Annotated in this window: 10 protein-coding genes; 9 read left to right on the top strand and 1 reads right to left on the bottom strand. The window is 40.2% G+C overall.

From position 1 onward, the window contains the following. Positions 1–91: 91 nt before the first annotated feature. The 7 genes from HJP15_RS20625 to HJP15_RS20595 all read left to right on the top strand — a co-directional run bounded on the left by HJP15_RS20625 (position 92) and on the right by HJP15_RS20595 (position 8,662). Complete coding sequence (locus HJP15_RS20625) at positions 92–1,534, top strand: glyceraldehyde-3-phosphate dehydrogenase (protein WP_054206785.1); 1,443 nt, start codon at positions 92–94, stop codon at positions 1,532–1,534. Positions 1,535–1,742: 208 nt separating this feature from the next. After that, the gene (locus tag HJP15_RS20620; protein WP_169328415.1) at positions 1,743–2,873 is read left to right on the top strand and encodes a M14 family metallopeptidase; all 1,131 of its coding nucleotides are present in this window, start codon (positions 1,743–1,745) and stop codon (positions 2,871–2,873) included. 217 nt (positions 2,874–3,090) lie between these two features. Further along, positions 3,091–4,596 (top strand): alanine/glycine:cation symporter family protein, encoded by a 1,506-nt coding sequence (locus HJP15_RS20615; protein WP_170174542.1) that lies wholly within the window; start codon positions 3,091–3,093, stop codon positions 4,594–4,596. A 155-nt stretch (positions 4,597–4,751) separates the two neighbouring features. Further along, the gene (locus HJP15_RS20610) at positions 4,752–5,078 is read left to right on the top strand and encodes a hypothetical protein (protein WP_054206782.1); all 327 of its coding nucleotides are present in this window, start codon (positions 4,752–4,754) and stop codon (positions 5,076–5,078) included. Position 5,079: 1 nt separating this feature from the next. Continuing rightward, entirely contained in the window at positions 5,080–5,361 is a 282-nt protein-coding gene (locus HJP15_RS20605; protein WP_054206781.1) for a YeaC family protein, read from the top strand. Then, on the top strand, positions 5,351–8,032 hold the full coding sequence (locus HJP15_RS20600) for a DUF349 domain-containing protein (protein ID WP_170174541.1): 2,682 nt from the start codon (positions 5,351–5,353) through the stop codon (positions 8,030–8,032). The genes HJP15_RS20605 and HJP15_RS20600 overlap by 11 nt, the downstream gene beginning before the upstream one ends. Positions 8,033–8,107: 75 nt before the next feature. Further along, positions 8,108–8,662: a YceB family lipoprotein gene (locus tag HJP15_RS20595; protein ID WP_054206779.1), complete on the top strand. Its 555-nt coding sequence runs from the start codon at positions 8,108–8,110 to the stop codon at positions 8,660–8,662. 89 nt (positions 8,663–8,751) lie between these two features. Here HJP15_RS20595 and HJP15_RS20590 read toward each other — a convergent pair whose 3' ends face one another. Next, a complete protein-coding gene (locus HJP15_RS20590) occupies positions 8,752–10,377 on the bottom strand; it encodes an alpha-glucosidase (protein WP_170174540.1) in 1,626 nt (541 codons plus the stop codon). A 732-nt stretch (positions 10,378–11,109) separates the two neighbouring features. Here HJP15_RS20590 and HJP15_RS20585 point away from each other — a divergent pair. Both HJP15_RS20585 and HJP15_RS20580 read left to right on the top strand, forming a co-directional pair. Continuing rightward, positions 11,110–13,923: a TonB-dependent receptor gene (locus HJP15_RS20585; RefSeq protein WP_054456003.1), complete on the top strand. Its 2,814-nt coding sequence runs from the start codon at positions 11,110–11,112 to the stop codon at positions 13,921–13,923. Positions 13,924–14,021: 98 nt separating this feature from the next. Next, positions 14,022–15,521: a tryptophan halogenase family protein gene (locus tag HJP15_RS20580; RefSeq protein WP_170174539.1), complete on the top strand. Its 1,500-nt coding sequence runs from the start codon at positions 14,022–14,024 to the stop codon at positions 15,519–15,521. Position 15,522: the final 1 nt, after the last annotated feature.

Here is a 15,522-nt window from a genome sequence, read left to right as displayed (position 1 = left end):
GAATACCTGTGCCCAATAGGATGCATTGCTCTCAAAGCTCAATATATCCTTATGGCTATCCGTTCAAAAATTGTTTAATTAGGTAAATAAAATGACCTCATCTCACGAGTTAGAATACACAAATAGTTGGCAAGAACGCCAAGATTATGCTGAAAGCATGCAACCTATCATTGGTAAGCTTTACCGTAATCGCGGTATTGAAATCGCTGTATATGGCCGTCCTCTCGTAAATGCCAGTACTATTGAGATTATTAAATCTCACAAAACTGTTGCCCAGTTTGAAGGCACTAAACTACGTTTACGTGAAAGCTTTCCGTTTCTTGAAGCTATCGCTAAAATGGATTTAAACTCAGCGCGTATCGATATCGGTAAACTTGCATACGGTTATTTATATAATGATGCAGCTAAAGGTCGTTCAGTTGAAGAATACTTAAATGATGAACTTGCTGAAATCATCAACTCACAAGCAAAAGAGCCGCGTGATGTTGTTTTATACGGTTTTGGTCGTATCGGTCGTTTACTCGCTCGTTTACTAATTGAGAAATCAGGTCCTTACGCTGATTTACGTTTACGTGCAATTGTTGTGCGTGGCGGTAAAGATGGCGACCTTGAAAAGCGTGCAAGCTTATTGCGTCGTGATTCAATTCATGGTCCTTTTAATGGTTCGATTACCATTGATAAAGAACGCAATGCAATTAAAGCAAATGGTAGCTACATTCAAGTTATCTATGCTAACTCACCAAGTGAAGTTGATTATACTGCGTACGGCATTGATAACGCACTTATCGTTGATAATACGGGTATCTGGAAAGATGAAGCAGGCCTTGGTCAACATTTAGAGTGTAAAGGCGCTACAAAAGTATTATTAACAGCACCAGCTAAAGGTAATATCAAAAACATCGTATACGGTGTTAATAACCAAGATATTCTACCTGAAGATAAAATTGTGTGTGCGGCCAGCTGTACAACCAATGCAATTACACCAACGTTAAAAGCGTTAAACGATAAGTTTGGTATCAACAATGGTCATGTTGAAACTGTACACTCGTACACCAATGACCAAAACTTAATAGATAACTATCATAAAGCAGACCGCCGTGGTCGTGCCGCAGCGCTTAATATGGTAATTACTGAGACTGGCGCAGCAAAAGCCGTTTCAAAAGCACTACCGGAGCTAGAAGGCAAGTTAACAGGTAATGCAATCCGTGTTCCTACACCAAACGTATCATTAGCTATTTTGAACTTAAACCTAGCGACCAGCACCACGGTTGAAGAGTTAAACTCGTTCTTACGCCATGCTGCGCTTCATTCAGATTTACGCGATCAAATTGATTACACAGCGTCTACTGAAATTGTATCTACCGACTTAGTAGGTAGTCGTTATGCCGGTGTTGTAGATTCAACAGCAACAATCGTTGATGACAACCGTATTGTACTTTACGTTTGGTACGATAATGAGTTTGGTTATAGCTGCCAAGTTGTACGTTGTATGCGTGATATGGCAGAGGTTTCATTCCCAAGTTTGCCACGTTAAGTAATTACAGTCGTTAATTCATATTGAGCCAGCATTTGCTGGCTTTTTTAGTCATGAATGTTTTTTCAAAACCAAAGCCATGTGGTAGGCTGTATCTAGTTTGCTACATTTTAATAACAAAGCGTCTTTAACATGAAGGCGTTGTTGAATTTCTAATCTAACGCATTATTTGTTAGGAATTAATTTTTTAATCTATAGGTTTATTTAAATGAAAATCACCAGTAATTTTGACAGTGGTAATATCAAGGTCATTGCCGCGACCGATCCACTTAATATTCAACTTGAGATCAATAAAGATCATCAATCTGATTTTTTTCAGTGGTTCCATTTCCGTCTTGAGACAACGCCTTTTCAAAGCCATAAACTGCATATTAATAATTTAGAAAACTCAGCTTACCCAGATGGTTGGGATGGTTACCAAGCTGTTGCATCGTACGATCGCCAAACATGGTTTCGTGTACCTTCAAGTTATGCTGATGGCACATTATCTTTTGAAATTGAACCTGAGTGTGGCAGCGTCTACTTTGCTTACTTTGCACCATATAGCTACGAGCGTCATTTAGATTTACTTTCGTGGGCGCAAAGTCAAGAAGCATGTCAGCTGGAAACATTAGGCGAAACACTGGATGGCCGTGACATGAGTGTCTTGCGCATTGGTGGGGAGAGTGACGAAAACAAAAAAACGATTTGGATCACTGCACGTCAACACCCAGGCGAAACAATGGCCGAATGGTTTGTAGAAGGGATTTTACATAAGTTATTAGATGATGAAGACCCACATGCAGCTGCATTGTTATCAAAAGCGGTTTTTTACATCGTACCAAACATGAACCCAGACGGAAGCGCACGCGGTCATTTGCGCACTAATGCCAAAGGCGTTAACTTAAACCGTGAATGGCAAACACCAAGCATGGAAAATAGCCCTGAGGTGTATTTAGTGCTTAATAAAATGCGCGAGACCGGCTTAGACATGCATTTAGATATTCATGGTGATGAAGCAATACCGTATAACTTTGTTGCAGGAAGCGAAGGTATTCCAGCGTACGATGCACGCTTAAAAGATTTAGAAGATAGCTTTAAAGCGGCATTGCTTGTTGTGACACCTGAGTTTCAAGATGTGCACGGCTACCCGAAAGATGAGCCTGGACAGGCAAACTTAACGGTAGGATCAGCTGCTGTTGCACAAGAGTTCAATGCGCTTGCTTACACCGTAGAAATGCCATTTAAAGATAACGATGATTTACCTGATCCAGATTATGGCTGGTCAGATCGTCGCTCATATCAATTTGGTCAAGATACTTTAGCGGCAATTGTTAATGTTGTTGATAAATTAAGATAGAGTACACTTGAATTAGGGCATCGTTTATTGATGCCTTAATGTTCAAAAATATCAAAAATTAATAGATAACAATCGTAGAGTATTTAGGCTAATATTTATTATATCAAAGGGACACTCAGAGGACTCTTCCTCATCTCTTTCTATAAAAGGTAGCGGATTCTGAGCAATAAATAACAGAATATCGTTAAACAATAATAAAAAATAATAGAGGATATCCATGGAAGCTTTTGTAAGCGCTGTTAACGGCGTTGTTTGGAGTAATGCACTCATCTACCTATGTTTAGGCGCTGGCCTATTCTATTCAATATTAACCCGGTTTGCTCAAGTTAGGCATTTTAAAGAAATGTGTAAATTGCTGTTTAGCCCTAACACATCTGATACCGGTATTTCATCGTTTCAAGCATTAGCCGTGTCATTATCTGGGCGAGTTGGTGTTGGTAATATCGCCGGTGTTGCTGCCGCGATTGGTTTTGGTGGACCTGGCGCTATCTTTTGGATGTGGGTTGTGGCCTTTTTAGGTGCCAGCACTGCATTTGCAGAATCAACATTAGGGCAAATTTATAAAACAGAAGAAGATGGCCAATATCGTGGTGGCCCAGCTTATTATTTTGACCGTTGTTTAGGCCAAAAGTGGCTGGCTATTTTATTTGCCATATCGGCAATTATTGCCTGTGGTGTTTTTCTACCTGGCGTACAGGCAAATGCCGTTGGTAACGCGTTTACCCAAGTATTTGGCGAAGGTACAATGGTCAGCACTAGTTTTGGTGACGTTGGTAGTTTTAAGCTGGTTGCATTAGCGATTATTCTTATTGTGCTTGCTTTTATCATCTTCGGTGGCATTAAACGTATTGCAAACTTTACCCAAATTGTCGTGCCTTTGATGGCATTGGGATACATTGTTTTAGCGTTGATTGTAGTGTTTTTAAACATTGATAAAGTACCTGGAATATTTGCTTTAATTATTAGTGATGCCTTTACAGCACAGGCTGGCTTTGGTGCTGCTATTGGCTGGGGTGTAAAACGCGGCATTTATTCTAACGAAGCTGGGCAAGGTACGGGGCCACACGCCGCTGCTGCCGCAGAAGTTGACCACCCAGCTCAGCAAGGGTTAGTACAAGCGTTTTCTGTTTATGTAGATACACTTTTTGTTTGTACAGCAACAGCCTTAATGATTTTAATAACACAGCAATACAATGTAGTGGGTGAACTACCTGCAGGGCAGTTTATCGTACAAAATGTTGATGCTGCGACAGAGATAGGTTCAGCAGCGTTTACCCAAATGGCGTTATTTAGTGTATTTGGTAGTTTTGGTCAAGCGTTTGTTGGTATCGCATTGTTTTTCTTCGCATTCACAACAATATTAGCGTATTACTTTATTGCAGAAACTAATGTTGCGTATTTAAATCGCTACTTTAAAGGTGCAATCCCACTGGTATTAGTGAAGCTAGTGATTATGTTTATGGTGTCGTATGGCATGGTTAATAACGCGGGCTATATATGGACCATTGGTGATATTGGTGTTGGCTTAATGGCGTGGATTAATATCTTGGGTATTTTGGCAATATTTTTCGTGGCGAAGCCGGCTTTATTATGTTTACGTGATTTTGAAGACCAGAAGAAAGCGGGTGGAGCTATCAATTTTGATCCAGTTAAACTCGGTATCAAAAATGCGACTTTTTGGGAAAAACGTTTAGCTAAACAGCAGCAAGACGATAAATCATAGACACTGATAATTTAGCGTGATTTGTTTGTTGAAATAAATGTCTAGGCAATGACTGCAATTGAAAAAAGACAACGACAAATAAAACACGTACAATAAAGGGCGCCGCAAGGCGCCTTTTTTATGCGTAGATTTTTATGCGAAGTATGGAGAGAGATATGGCGATTGTTCGTTGTCCTAGTTGTAATAAGTCAATATCCGATAAACACCAGCAGTGCCCTCACTGTGAGAATAATGTAGCTGAGCTTGATGGCGAACAACGCCAGCAGCTGGCACGCGAAAAACGAATTCAAAAACAACAAATGTTTATGAATTATTCTTTTTTTGCACTGTTCATATTTTTAGGTGGATTCTTTAGTTTATACTTTTTACATCCAGAACCCGAAACCCCACAGTGGTACGCATGCACGGCAGCCATTGCTATCGGTTGTATTTGGTATTTAATAAATCGCGTTATCTTAGTGACTCTTAAAAAGAAAAAATGACATGAACATCGACAATCTCGTAAAAACAATTACCCCAGAATTATTTGAACGATTACAATATGGTGCCGCAACAGGCAAGTGGCCTGATGGTACAGTACTAAGTGATGAGCAAAAAGCGCAAACAGTCCAGTTAGTCATGCTTTATCAAGCAAAAGTAGCCCAATCTAATGAGCAATTTACCATTGGCTCAAATGGTGAAATGGTGCAAAAAACAAAAGCACAATTGCAAAAAGAATTCACCGCAGACAACGAAATAGCAAGGTTTAGTGAAAATGATCTTTAAACACCTTTTTACCCCGAAATGGAAGCATCCAAAGCAGCAAGTACGTCTAGATGCAATTGAAAAGCTAGATGTAGAACGTGATGCAACAATTTTAAATACATTGGCACTAGATGATAGTTCCGCAGAAATCCGCAAAAAAGCCTTAAATAAAGTCAATGATTTAGTGTTGTGGTGGAAAGCGTACAAGCAAGACCAAAGCTTAAAAGAGTTAGCAGAACAGCATATTTCAAGTGCAGTATTAAACGCCGAAAGTACGCTCGACACGCAGATTAAAAATGAATACATTGAACGTTTCGCACCAGTAAAAACACTTGAAAAACTCGCCTTTGCCGAGAAAGAATTACAAGTAAGAGTTAAATTACTAAAGCGCTTATCAAATCCTAAGCTAATAGAAAAAGCCTTTAAAGAAGGCGGCAACGAATTGCAATTGCAGTTAACGGAATTAGTTATAAATCATCAATTGACAAAAAGCTTAGTAAAGCATGCTCACGGTGAGGCACACACGCTACTACAGACACATCTTGATAATGAACGTTTAGCATCTGTTATGCCTGGTCAAGTGCAAAATGACACGCGTGTAGTGCTCGCTAAACTTAATGCATTGCGTGAAAAGCAAGACTATGGTGTTGTGTGTGAACAAAAAGAGTCACTTATAGCACAATGGCAAGCGATAGAGCTAACATGGTTAAACCCAGAGCAAATTGCAATACTAGAAGAAAAATATCAGTCATTGACGGCTAAATTGAATGTGCATTTAGTTTTATTAAAAGATCAGCATGATCAACAGCAAGCGATTTTAGCGCAAAAACAGCGCGAAGTTTTAGCATTGGCAAATCTTGAAGCACTTAGTGAAGAAATTGAAAATGCACTGCAGCTTGGTCTTGAAACACCAGAACAAATTCAACAAGACTGGCTTGATGCAAAAGTTGAGCAAGCACAAGCGGTGATAGCACAAAGCAATCTTTCAAATAGCGAGCATAAAACAAAAGTGGTTGCTAAGTTACAGCAATTATTTAAACAAGTTAGCCAATTACCAGCACTAAGCCAAGCGATCAGTGATTATAGAGTGGCATTAACAGCCCTGAGTGATTTGAGCACTGAAGTTGATAAAACAAATTTTGATGCCGCGACTGCGCAGTTTGAGCAAGCATTTAAAGCGGCCAATGCGCCACTTAAGCAATTACCTGTATCATTACAAGCGCCTTTTAAAGCGCAACTTAAAGAGCAAAAGTTACAATGGCAGCAAGGTATTGCGCAATTAAGTAATGAATTAACAAAAAACCAGCAGCAGGCGAGCCGAAAAGCGCGCGATGTTAAACGTCTAATTGAGCAAGGCCGTTTTAATGTGGCATTTGGTGTGTTTAAAGGTTTTACGGAGCTTTATGACAGCTTAACACCGGGTTTTCAGGCGCAGCTTGAAAAGCTTAAAGCGGAACTTGAGCAGCAGTTAGCAGATGCTAAAGATTGGCAAAAGTATGCGTCAGCGCCAAAACGTGAAGAACTGTTAGCTGAATTAACGAGTTTGTTAGAGCAGCCATGCACAGACCCAAAAGCCCGTGCAAATGAGGTTAAGGTTTTTCGCCGTCGATGGAATGAGCTAGGGCGTTTAGACACTGAGCAAGAGCAACAACAAGGTAAAGAGTTTGATGACATGATTGAGCAATTATTTGCACCATGTCGCGAATACTTTGCACTGCAAGAACAACAGCGTGAAGCAACTAAGCTTGAACGTGAAGCAATCATTAATCAAATGCAAGCACTTGCGCAGGCAGACACCAGCGCCACTGAATTTGATTGGAAAGAGTTTGAAAGCCAATATAACCGCATTAATAAAGTCTGGCGCAATGCCGGTAATGTTGAGCCAAAAGTATACCGTGCATTACAAACACAATATAAAGCGCAACAGCAGCAAGTATTTAATGCACTAAATGCATTTCATAAAGGCAATGCGGCTGCAAAAAATGAGTTAGTTGAGCAAGCGCAGCAGTTATCAGTCAGCGATGATTTAGCGACGGCTTGTCAACAATTAAAAGAACTGCAACAGCAATGGCAGGGAATTGGTTTTGCAGGCGTAAAAGCTGAAAATGCTTTATGGCAAAAATTTCGTCAATTTAATGATTTAACCTTTGCTAAACGCAGTGATGAGTTTGCGCAGCATAAAGAGCAACAAGCAGCGGATAACGCAGTTGTTGCGGCGCAAATTATTGAACTAGAAGAAGCTTTACCAGCAGTGAATCAAAAAGCACAGTTGCTAGATTTGCGCACTAAAGTAACCGCACTACAAAGTAGTAAAGAGTTAGGCAACCGCATTAAAAAATTATTGGCTAACATAGATGGCAAATTAGCGATCCTGACTGAACAAGCTGCTAAAGCTGATTTTAGTGCGCTATTTACGGCACTTGAAAATCAGCAAGTTATCCCTGCTCAATGGCAAGGTAACGCAGATACGCATTTAACAGCTGCGCAATTATTAGTGAGAATGGAAATTCTTGCCAATGTGGCAAGCCCTGATGGCTCATCTCGTATGGCTGAACAAGTTGCCATGCTTGATGATAAGCATCGTGGCGAACAAGCTGATTTGCACTATTATTTAAAGCAGCTATTAGCGCTCAGTCAAGGTTCAGTTGACAGTGACACACTAGCACGCTTAAAAACGGTTTTTAGCGTTTAGTGGCTAAATGCGTTAAAGAATAAAAAAGCCGCCGTTGTGCGGCTTTTATTTTTTTATCCTCGAAAAGGAAAAATCATGAAGTATATTGTATTAATTGCCTGTTTATTTCTCAGTGCATGTAACACGACCCAAGGTGTCTCGTTTTATTCATTTACTAGCAGCGAAATTGAGTCAGCACTGAATCAACAGCTTCCTAAACTCAGTGAAAAAGTGCGTTTAATGGGCTTACCAGTGCAATTTGATGTGAACGATTTAAGCGTTAATGTTGGCCCCAATAATCGCGACGTAGTGATACTTGGGGCTGATTCAAGTGCTGTTATTAATGCGTTTGCACTTAAGTATCCGGTACGTTTAAAGTTGCAAATTGAAGGTGCGCCATTTTACGATAGCGAGAAAAAAGCAGTTTTTTTACGTGACATAAAATTGCTTGATTCAACCATTGATGCAGGTGGTTTTAAAGGTAATCTAGCCGTTTTAAATGATGAGGCCATGAATGTCATTAATAGTTTTTTAGCTGTAAATCCAGTGTATAAGTTAAACATGAATGATCCAAAAGTCGCGTTATTAAGCAAATTACCTTTAGATATGAAAGTCGTTGAAGGTGCAATTAAGCTAGTGCCTCATATGTAAAAACACGAGATTAACTAATCTGAACTCGGATTATAGTATAAAAAAGCCCTGATCATCAGGGCTTTTTAGTGTACTTAAAAGTAGGAGAATTAACCTATGCTTGCATAAAAACAGCCAAAGCCGGGCAGGGTTAACGTGTTTTTATTTACAGTACCGTTATGATGATTAAGCTCACTATGAGGTGTGATATTAATATGGTCAATCTCATAGCTTGTGGTGCTTTGTGCGAGGTTAAATATACAAAGCATAGTTTGACCTGCAAAGCGACGGTAAAAGGCGAGCAGTGGCTCAGGGGTATCGATAAATTCAATATCACCCTCAAGTAATACGGCCTGTGTTTTACGCCATGCCATAAAGTGACGAAATGCATTTAAAATCGAATGTTGATCGCTCTCTTGCTCACTTACATTTTGGTTTTTATGCTGCTCATCAACGGGTAACCAAGGCTTAGTGGTTGAAAAGCCGGCTTGCTTGCAGTTATTGTTGTGCCACGGCATTGGTGTACGACAGCCATCACGCCCTTTAAAGTTTGGCCAAAAAGTGATGCCGTAAGGGTCTTGTAAATCTTCAAAGGCAACGCTTGCTTCGCCTAAACCAAGTTCTTCACCTTGATACATGCACACGCTACCACGTAGTGACGCCAGTAAAGCACTAAGCATCTTACATTGCTGTGGATTTACCTCGCCATTGGCACCCCAACGACTTGCTACACGCTCTACGTCGTGGTTGCTAAATGCCCAGCACGGCCAGCCTTGTGTCATGCGCTCTTCAAGTGTTTTGACGGTAGTACGAATGTACTCACTGCTGTAATCATTAGTGAGTAGTTCAAAACTGTAACCCATATGTAGTTTGTCGCCACCCGCGGTGTATTCAGCCATTGTCGCCAGTGAATCTTCAGATGAAATTTCGCCCAAAGACACAGTCCCAGGGTATTTGTCTAATAGGGTACGAATATCTTGCATAAAGCTGATATTTTCAGGTTGGGTATTGTTGTAATGATGGTATTGAAATGCATACGGGTTATCTTCACTAAAACCACGACCTTGACGTTTTTCAGGTGGCTTTGCAGGATTATCGCGCAGCTGTGCATCATGATAGCAAAAGTTAATTGCATCTAGTCGAAACCCATCCACCCCTTTTTTAAGCCAAAACTCCACGTTGTCGAGTACTGCTTGACGTACATCGGGGTTATGAAAGTTTAAGTCGGGTTGTTCTGTAAAAAAATTATGTAAATAATATTGACCCCGACGTGGCTCCCACTGCCAAGCAGGGCCACCAAAAATAGATAACCAGTTGTTTGGTTGCGTACCGTCGGGTTTAGAGTCAGACCATACATACCAATCCGACTTATCGTTAGTTTTGTTTTCGCGACTATCTAAAAACCACTGGTGTTGATCTGATGTATGACTTAAAACTTGGTCAATTATGATTTTTATATCACGCTGGTGAGCGTGTGCTATCAGCTCATCAAAGTCATTAAGATCGCCAAACAGGGGGTCAACATCACGATAGTCACTAATATCATAGCCAAAATCTTTCATTGGCGATTTGAAAAAAGGAGAGATCCAAATAGCATCAACGCCAAGACTTTTAATATAGTCAATGCGAGCAATGATCCCTTTTAAATCACCAATTCCATCGCCATTGGTATCTTGAAAGCTGCGAGGATATACCTGATAAATAACCGCACCTTTATACCATTGCTGTTGAGCCATGCTTTTCTCCATCGTGACATCAATACCTTAAAAACGTTGGTCGCTTAATAGCTAAAATTTTTTAAGGCGTGTTGTTTTCGTCAATCTTATTTTATGGGTAGGGTTAACTACGCCACGTTATTTTTGAAAAGCATACGTGAAGGCTTAGATACTGTAAAAAGCCTGCATACGTATGCATGCTAAATAGATTATTCTACAGTGCACAGATGCGAGTAATATCAGCATTAAATAACGTAGAACAAGCATCGTTTTAATTATTACCAATTAATATGTTAAAAAAGTTAACATGTTATAAAGTCCAATATGGTGCTGCTTTCATTGACTTTGTATTGTGTTGGTGCAAATGATTATTGGTCTTACCAATTGCCAGGGGTGATATACAATGCCACAACTAATAATTGAAATTGATAGTTACTTGTATTTTAGAGTGTTATAAGTCAGTTAGTTTTGAATTTACTTATTTAGTATTATGAAATTTGTTTTAGTGCTTATTGCACCAACATATTTATTTTTTACCTCTATAAAAACAAGGTGTTGCCAGTATTCTTGTGAAATTTTTGTTAAAAGTGATGGTTTTATTCTACTGTGAATACGTATGCATAAAGTTGTTAATAAAATAAAGCGGGCGTTAATATTCATCCTGACAACAAAATCAGCCAGCGAATAACGGTGCTTCTATCACAAGCCTGTTATTACGCTGGTAATAAATAATATGGGTAACGGGAAAACATCATGTCTATGTTCAAACCAAGTATATTAACAATTGCACTTGCGACCGCAGGTATTAGCAGTTTCGCTTCACACGCACAAGATGAGCAGCAAACAGCAAAGAATGACGTTGAAGTCATCGAAGTGAAAGGTTTTCGTGGCAGCGTTGTTGAATCAATCAATACAAAGCGTTTTTCATCAGAAGTGGTTGAATCTATTTCTGCAGAAGATATTGGTAAATTACCTGATTCATCAATCGCAGAGTCAATTGCACGCCTGCCGGGCCTGACTGCACAGCGCCTAGACGGACGTGCAAGCCGTGTGAGTGTGCGTGGTTTTAGCGAAAATGAAAGTGCAACAACGTTTAATGGCCGTGAGCAAGTGTCTATTGGTGACAACCGTGGCGTTGAGTTTGACCTTTACCCATCAGAAATAATGAGCGGTGTAACCGTCTATAAAACACCAAGCGCAAGTTTAGACGCTGAAGGTATTGCCGGTGTTATCGATATGCAAACCGTAAAGCCTTTAAGTAAAGGCGAGCGTGTGATCATGTTCAATGGTCAATTAGAGCAAACGGGTTTTGAAAAGCTAAACCCTGACGGCGATGACCAAGGTTTCCGCGGTACGGTTTCGTACATAGACCAATTTGCAGATGACACTATCGGTGTTGCATTTGCATACAATAAAATGAGTTCACCTAATCAAGAAAAACGTTGGAACTCTTGGGGTTACCCTGATTACAGTATTTCTGAAAATAAACTTAAAGACGACACAACTGTTGGCCCATATAACCCTATTTTAGGTGGCGCAAAGCCGTTTGTACGTTCGTCCACTCTTGAGCGCGATTCAGCTATGTTGGTAATTGAAGCTGCGCCCACTGATCGCTTGAATATGACATTTGATGCGCTTTATGTTGATTTTTCAGATGAAAAAATACTTCGCGGTATTGAAGTACCCTTTGGTTGGGGGCAAGGTAAAATACGCTCTGGTTCAGAAGTTGTTGATACAAATTCCGACTTTATCACCAGTGCTGTAACCCAAGGCCAACGTGTTGTTGTACGTAATGACTATGAAGAACGTAATGCAGAACTAACTCAATTTGGTTTTAATACAAAATATGATATCGATGATTCATGGTCTGTAGAATTTGATGCCAGTCGCTCAGAAGTAGAACGCCAAATTTGGAGTATCGAAAGCTATTCTGGTACTGGTCGAGGTGATGCAAATGGCATAGCTGATAACATTGGATACGTATTTGATGGCGGTAACACAGGCGCGCAATTTTCACATGAACTAGATTACAGCGATTATGATTTAATTCAATTAGGTGGCCCATTATCATGGGGTGGAAGTGCCGCACTTAATGACAAATATGGATTAAAAGACACGCCATACCAAAATACAGCACAAGATGGCTTTATTAATGCACCAGAAATTAACGACGAATTAAGTACGTTAAAACTTGCTGCCAGCAAAGCACTTGAAAGTGAATATTTTAGCAACGTAAGCTTTGGTATTTCATATCGTGACCGCGAAAAGAGCAAAGTGTCAGAAGGTTACTTCATGACATTAAAAGGCTTCTCGCTGTCAAACCCGGGTATGTTGTCTATTCCTGAACAATACCGCCAAGGTACAGCAAGCCTTGATTTTATCGGTATGGGCAATATGGTCGCCTATGACACTAACGGTCTAGTGAACGATGGCTACTATGATTTATTACAAGAGAGCTTAACGGACCAAAAACACAAAACACAATCGTGGGCAGTACAAGAAGAAGTTATTGCGGTATTTGCACAACTGGATATCAATGCAGAGTTAGGCTCAATTCCTGTAACAGGTAATATTGGTGCGCGTTATGTGCAAACTGATCAATCATCACAAGGGTCTGCTGCAAACACGATTGATGGCTTAGTTGTTGTTTCGCCAACGGATGTAAGTCATGACTATAGCCATTTTTTACCAAGTATTAATTTAGCGTTTAGGATTGACGAAGACCAAACCATTCGTTTTGGTGCTGCAAAAACTATTTCACGTGCTCGCTTAGATGAAATGAATGCCTCTATTAGTGCGTCTTATAGTGAACAACAAAATAATGATGGAAACAACTGGAATATTTCAGGCGGTAACCCTTTACTAGAACCAAAAGAAGCAACAGGGTTTGATTTAAGTTACGAAAATTACTTTAATGCAGAAGGTTACTTTGCCGCAGCTTTCTTCTACAAAGATATTACGCAATGGATATTCGATGGTAATTACGAAGTTGATATGACCGGAGTTGCTGATCCAGCAACAGGTGAAATACCTGCTAATTCAACAGGCTCTGGATCAGGAAAAATAAACGGTGGTGAAGGTAATTTATGGGGTTATGAACTATCTCTTGCATTGCCATTTAATATATTTCACCCTTCGCTTGACGGCTTTGGTTTAATTGCCAGCCATACCGCAGTAGAGCAAGATATTACTGATCAAAAGGGTAATGAATATGAATTACCAGGCTTATCAGATCAAATTGACAGCCTAACGGCTTATTATGAGCGTAATGGCTTCCAAGCGCGTACTAGCATGCGTAAACGCAGTGATTTTAAAGGCGATGTTTACGGCCTAGGCTTTGCAACTACACAGGTTGATATTAAAGGCGAAACCATTTTTGATGCGCAAATTGGTTATGACTTTACTGAAGCAGGCATAGAAAGCTTAGACGGGCTAAGCGTGACTTTCCAAGTGCAAAATATTACTGAAGAACCCTTTGTGTCATTACAAGGTAGTAGTGATTTACAAGTACGTGATTACCAAGATTACGGTCGTACGTTCTTACTTGGCTTTAGTTACAAGCTATAACATTCTTTAGCGTTTAAAAGCCCTTGTAATTTGTTTTACAAGGGCTTTTTTATATCGCTGAGCTACACTGAAAAAAGATCATAACGGTGGAAAAGAGAATGCAACAGCAAAAAATAAAACAGGTCATTATTGCCGGTGGTGGTAGCGCAGGGTGGATCACAGCGTCGTTATTGAATAAAGTGCTTGGTAAAGTGATAGAGATCACACTGATTGAGTCGGATCAAATAGGCACTGTTGGTGTAGGCGAGGCCAGCATTCCGCCCATTCAGCATCTTAATGGCGCACTGGGGATTCGAGAAAGTGAGTTTATTAAAGCAACCCAAGCAACGATTAAGCTTGGTATTGAATTTGAAAACTGGCGCGAACAAAATCATAAATACATGCACGCCTTTGGTGATATTGGCAAAGACTTTCCGTTTTGTGAGTTTTACAACTTTTGGCTAAAAGCCAAGCAACAAGGCAACGCGACTGACTTTTGGGATTTTTCGCTTAACTACCAAGCTGCAAAGCAGCATAAGTTTACCCACTTACAACACATTCCTAATACTCAACTTACCGGCTTAAATTACGCCTATCATTTTGATGCCACACTGTACGGTGAGTTTTTAAAAGAGCTGGCCATATCACGGGGCGTTAAACGTATTGAAGGCAAAATTGCTCATGTTAAGCAATGTACCGAGAGCGGCTTTGTAACAGCACTTGAGCTTTCGAGCGGACAAATAATAAACGGTGACTTATTTATAGATTGCACTGGCTTAAGTGCATTACTAATTGAAAAGACCCTCAACACAGGCTTTGAAGACTGGTCACATTGGCTACCTTGCGATAGTGCTATAGCGGTGCAGACTAAAAGCACAGCCGATCCCGTGCCTTACACTCGCTCTATCGCCCGTGATGCGGGTTGGCAATGGCAAATACCACTACAGCACCGTGTTGGCAATGGCTTAGTGTATTCAAGTCGTCACTTAACTGATGAACAAGCCAAGCAACAACTGCTTGGTAACATTGCTGGTGAACCAATCACAGAGCCTCGCGTTATTCGCTTTAAAACAGGGCGCAGGCGCAAACAGTGGCATAAAAATGTGGTAGCCATTGGCTTATCAAGTGGCTTTTTAGAGCCATTAGAGTCGACCAGTATTCATTTGATCCAAACCGCTGTTATTCGTTTAATTAAACTCTTTGCGCATAACAACATTGAGCAATCATTGGTTGATACGTTTAACCAGCAAAGCCAAACCGAAATCGAACGTATCCGCGATTTTATTATTTTGCATTATAAACTTACTGATCGTACCGACAGTGCATTTTGGCGTCAGTGTAAGCAAATGAGCATTCCCAAATCACTGCAAACCAAAATTGATTTATTTAAAGACACAGGCAAAATTATACGCCAAGACGATGAGCTATTTGCAGAGGTTGCGTGGCAGCAAGTAATGATAGGCCAAGGGCTTAAAGCGCAAGACTATAACCCATTAGCCGATGCGCTCAATGATGAACAATTAGCAGAGTTATTTACAAATCTAAAAACGCTGATCAGCACCACGGTAAAGCAATTACCAACACATAATGAGTTTTTAGCGAGGATAAAAAGTAATTAAT

Source organism: Pseudoalteromonas sp. NEC-BIFX-2020_002 (assembly GCF_013002825.1).
Classification (GTDB): Bacteria; Pseudomonadota; Gammaproteobacteria; order Enterobacterales; family Alteromonadaceae; genus Pseudoalteromonas; species Pseudoalteromonas neustonica.
Note: the sequence above shows the minus strand (reverse complement) of the source record. Positions and strands in the feature narration are given on the sequence as shown.

What these genes read in the sequence shown, in the direction of transcription:
- HJP15_RS20600 (WP_170174541.1), top strand. Translation starts at nt 5,351, where the DNA reads ATGATCTTTAAACACCTTTTTACCCCGAAATGGAAGCATCCAAAGCAG.
- HJP15_RS20615 (WP_170174542.1), top strand. Translation starts at nt 3,091, where the DNA reads ATGGAAGCTTTTGTAAGCGCTGTTAACGGCGTTGTTTGGAGTAATGCA.
- HJP15_RS20605 (WP_054206781.1), top strand. Translation starts at nt 5,080, where the DNA reads ATGAACATCGACAATCTCGTAAAAACAATTACCCCAGAATTATTTGAA.
- HJP15_RS20610 (WP_054206782.1), top strand. Translation starts at nt 4,752, where the DNA reads ATGGCGATTGTTCGTTGTCCTAGTTGTAATAAGTCAATATCCGATAAA.
- HJP15_RS20625 (WP_054206785.1), top strand. Translation starts at nt 92, where the DNA reads ATGACCTCATCTCACGAGTTAGAATACACAAATAGTTGGCAAGAACGC.
- HJP15_RS20585 (WP_054456003.1), top strand. Translation starts at nt 11,110, where the DNA reads ATGTCTATGTTCAAACCAAGTATATTAACAATTGCACTTGCGACCGCA.
- HJP15_RS20590 (WP_170174540.1), bottom strand. Translation starts at nt 10,377, where the DNA reads ATGGCTCAACAGCAATGGTATAAAGGTGCGGTTATTTATCAGGTATAT.
- HJP15_RS20580 (WP_170174539.1), top strand. Translation starts at nt 14,022, where the DNA reads ATGCAACAGCAAAAAATAAAACAGGTCATTATTGCCGGTGGTGGTAGC.
- HJP15_RS20620 (WP_169328415.1), top strand. Translation starts at nt 1,743, where the DNA reads ATGAAAATCACCAGTAATTTTGACAGTGGTAATATCAAGGTCATTGCC.
- HJP15_RS20595 (WP_054206779.1), top strand. Translation starts at nt 8,108, where the DNA reads ATGAAGTATATTGTATTAATTGCCTGTTTATTTCTCAGTGCATGTAAC.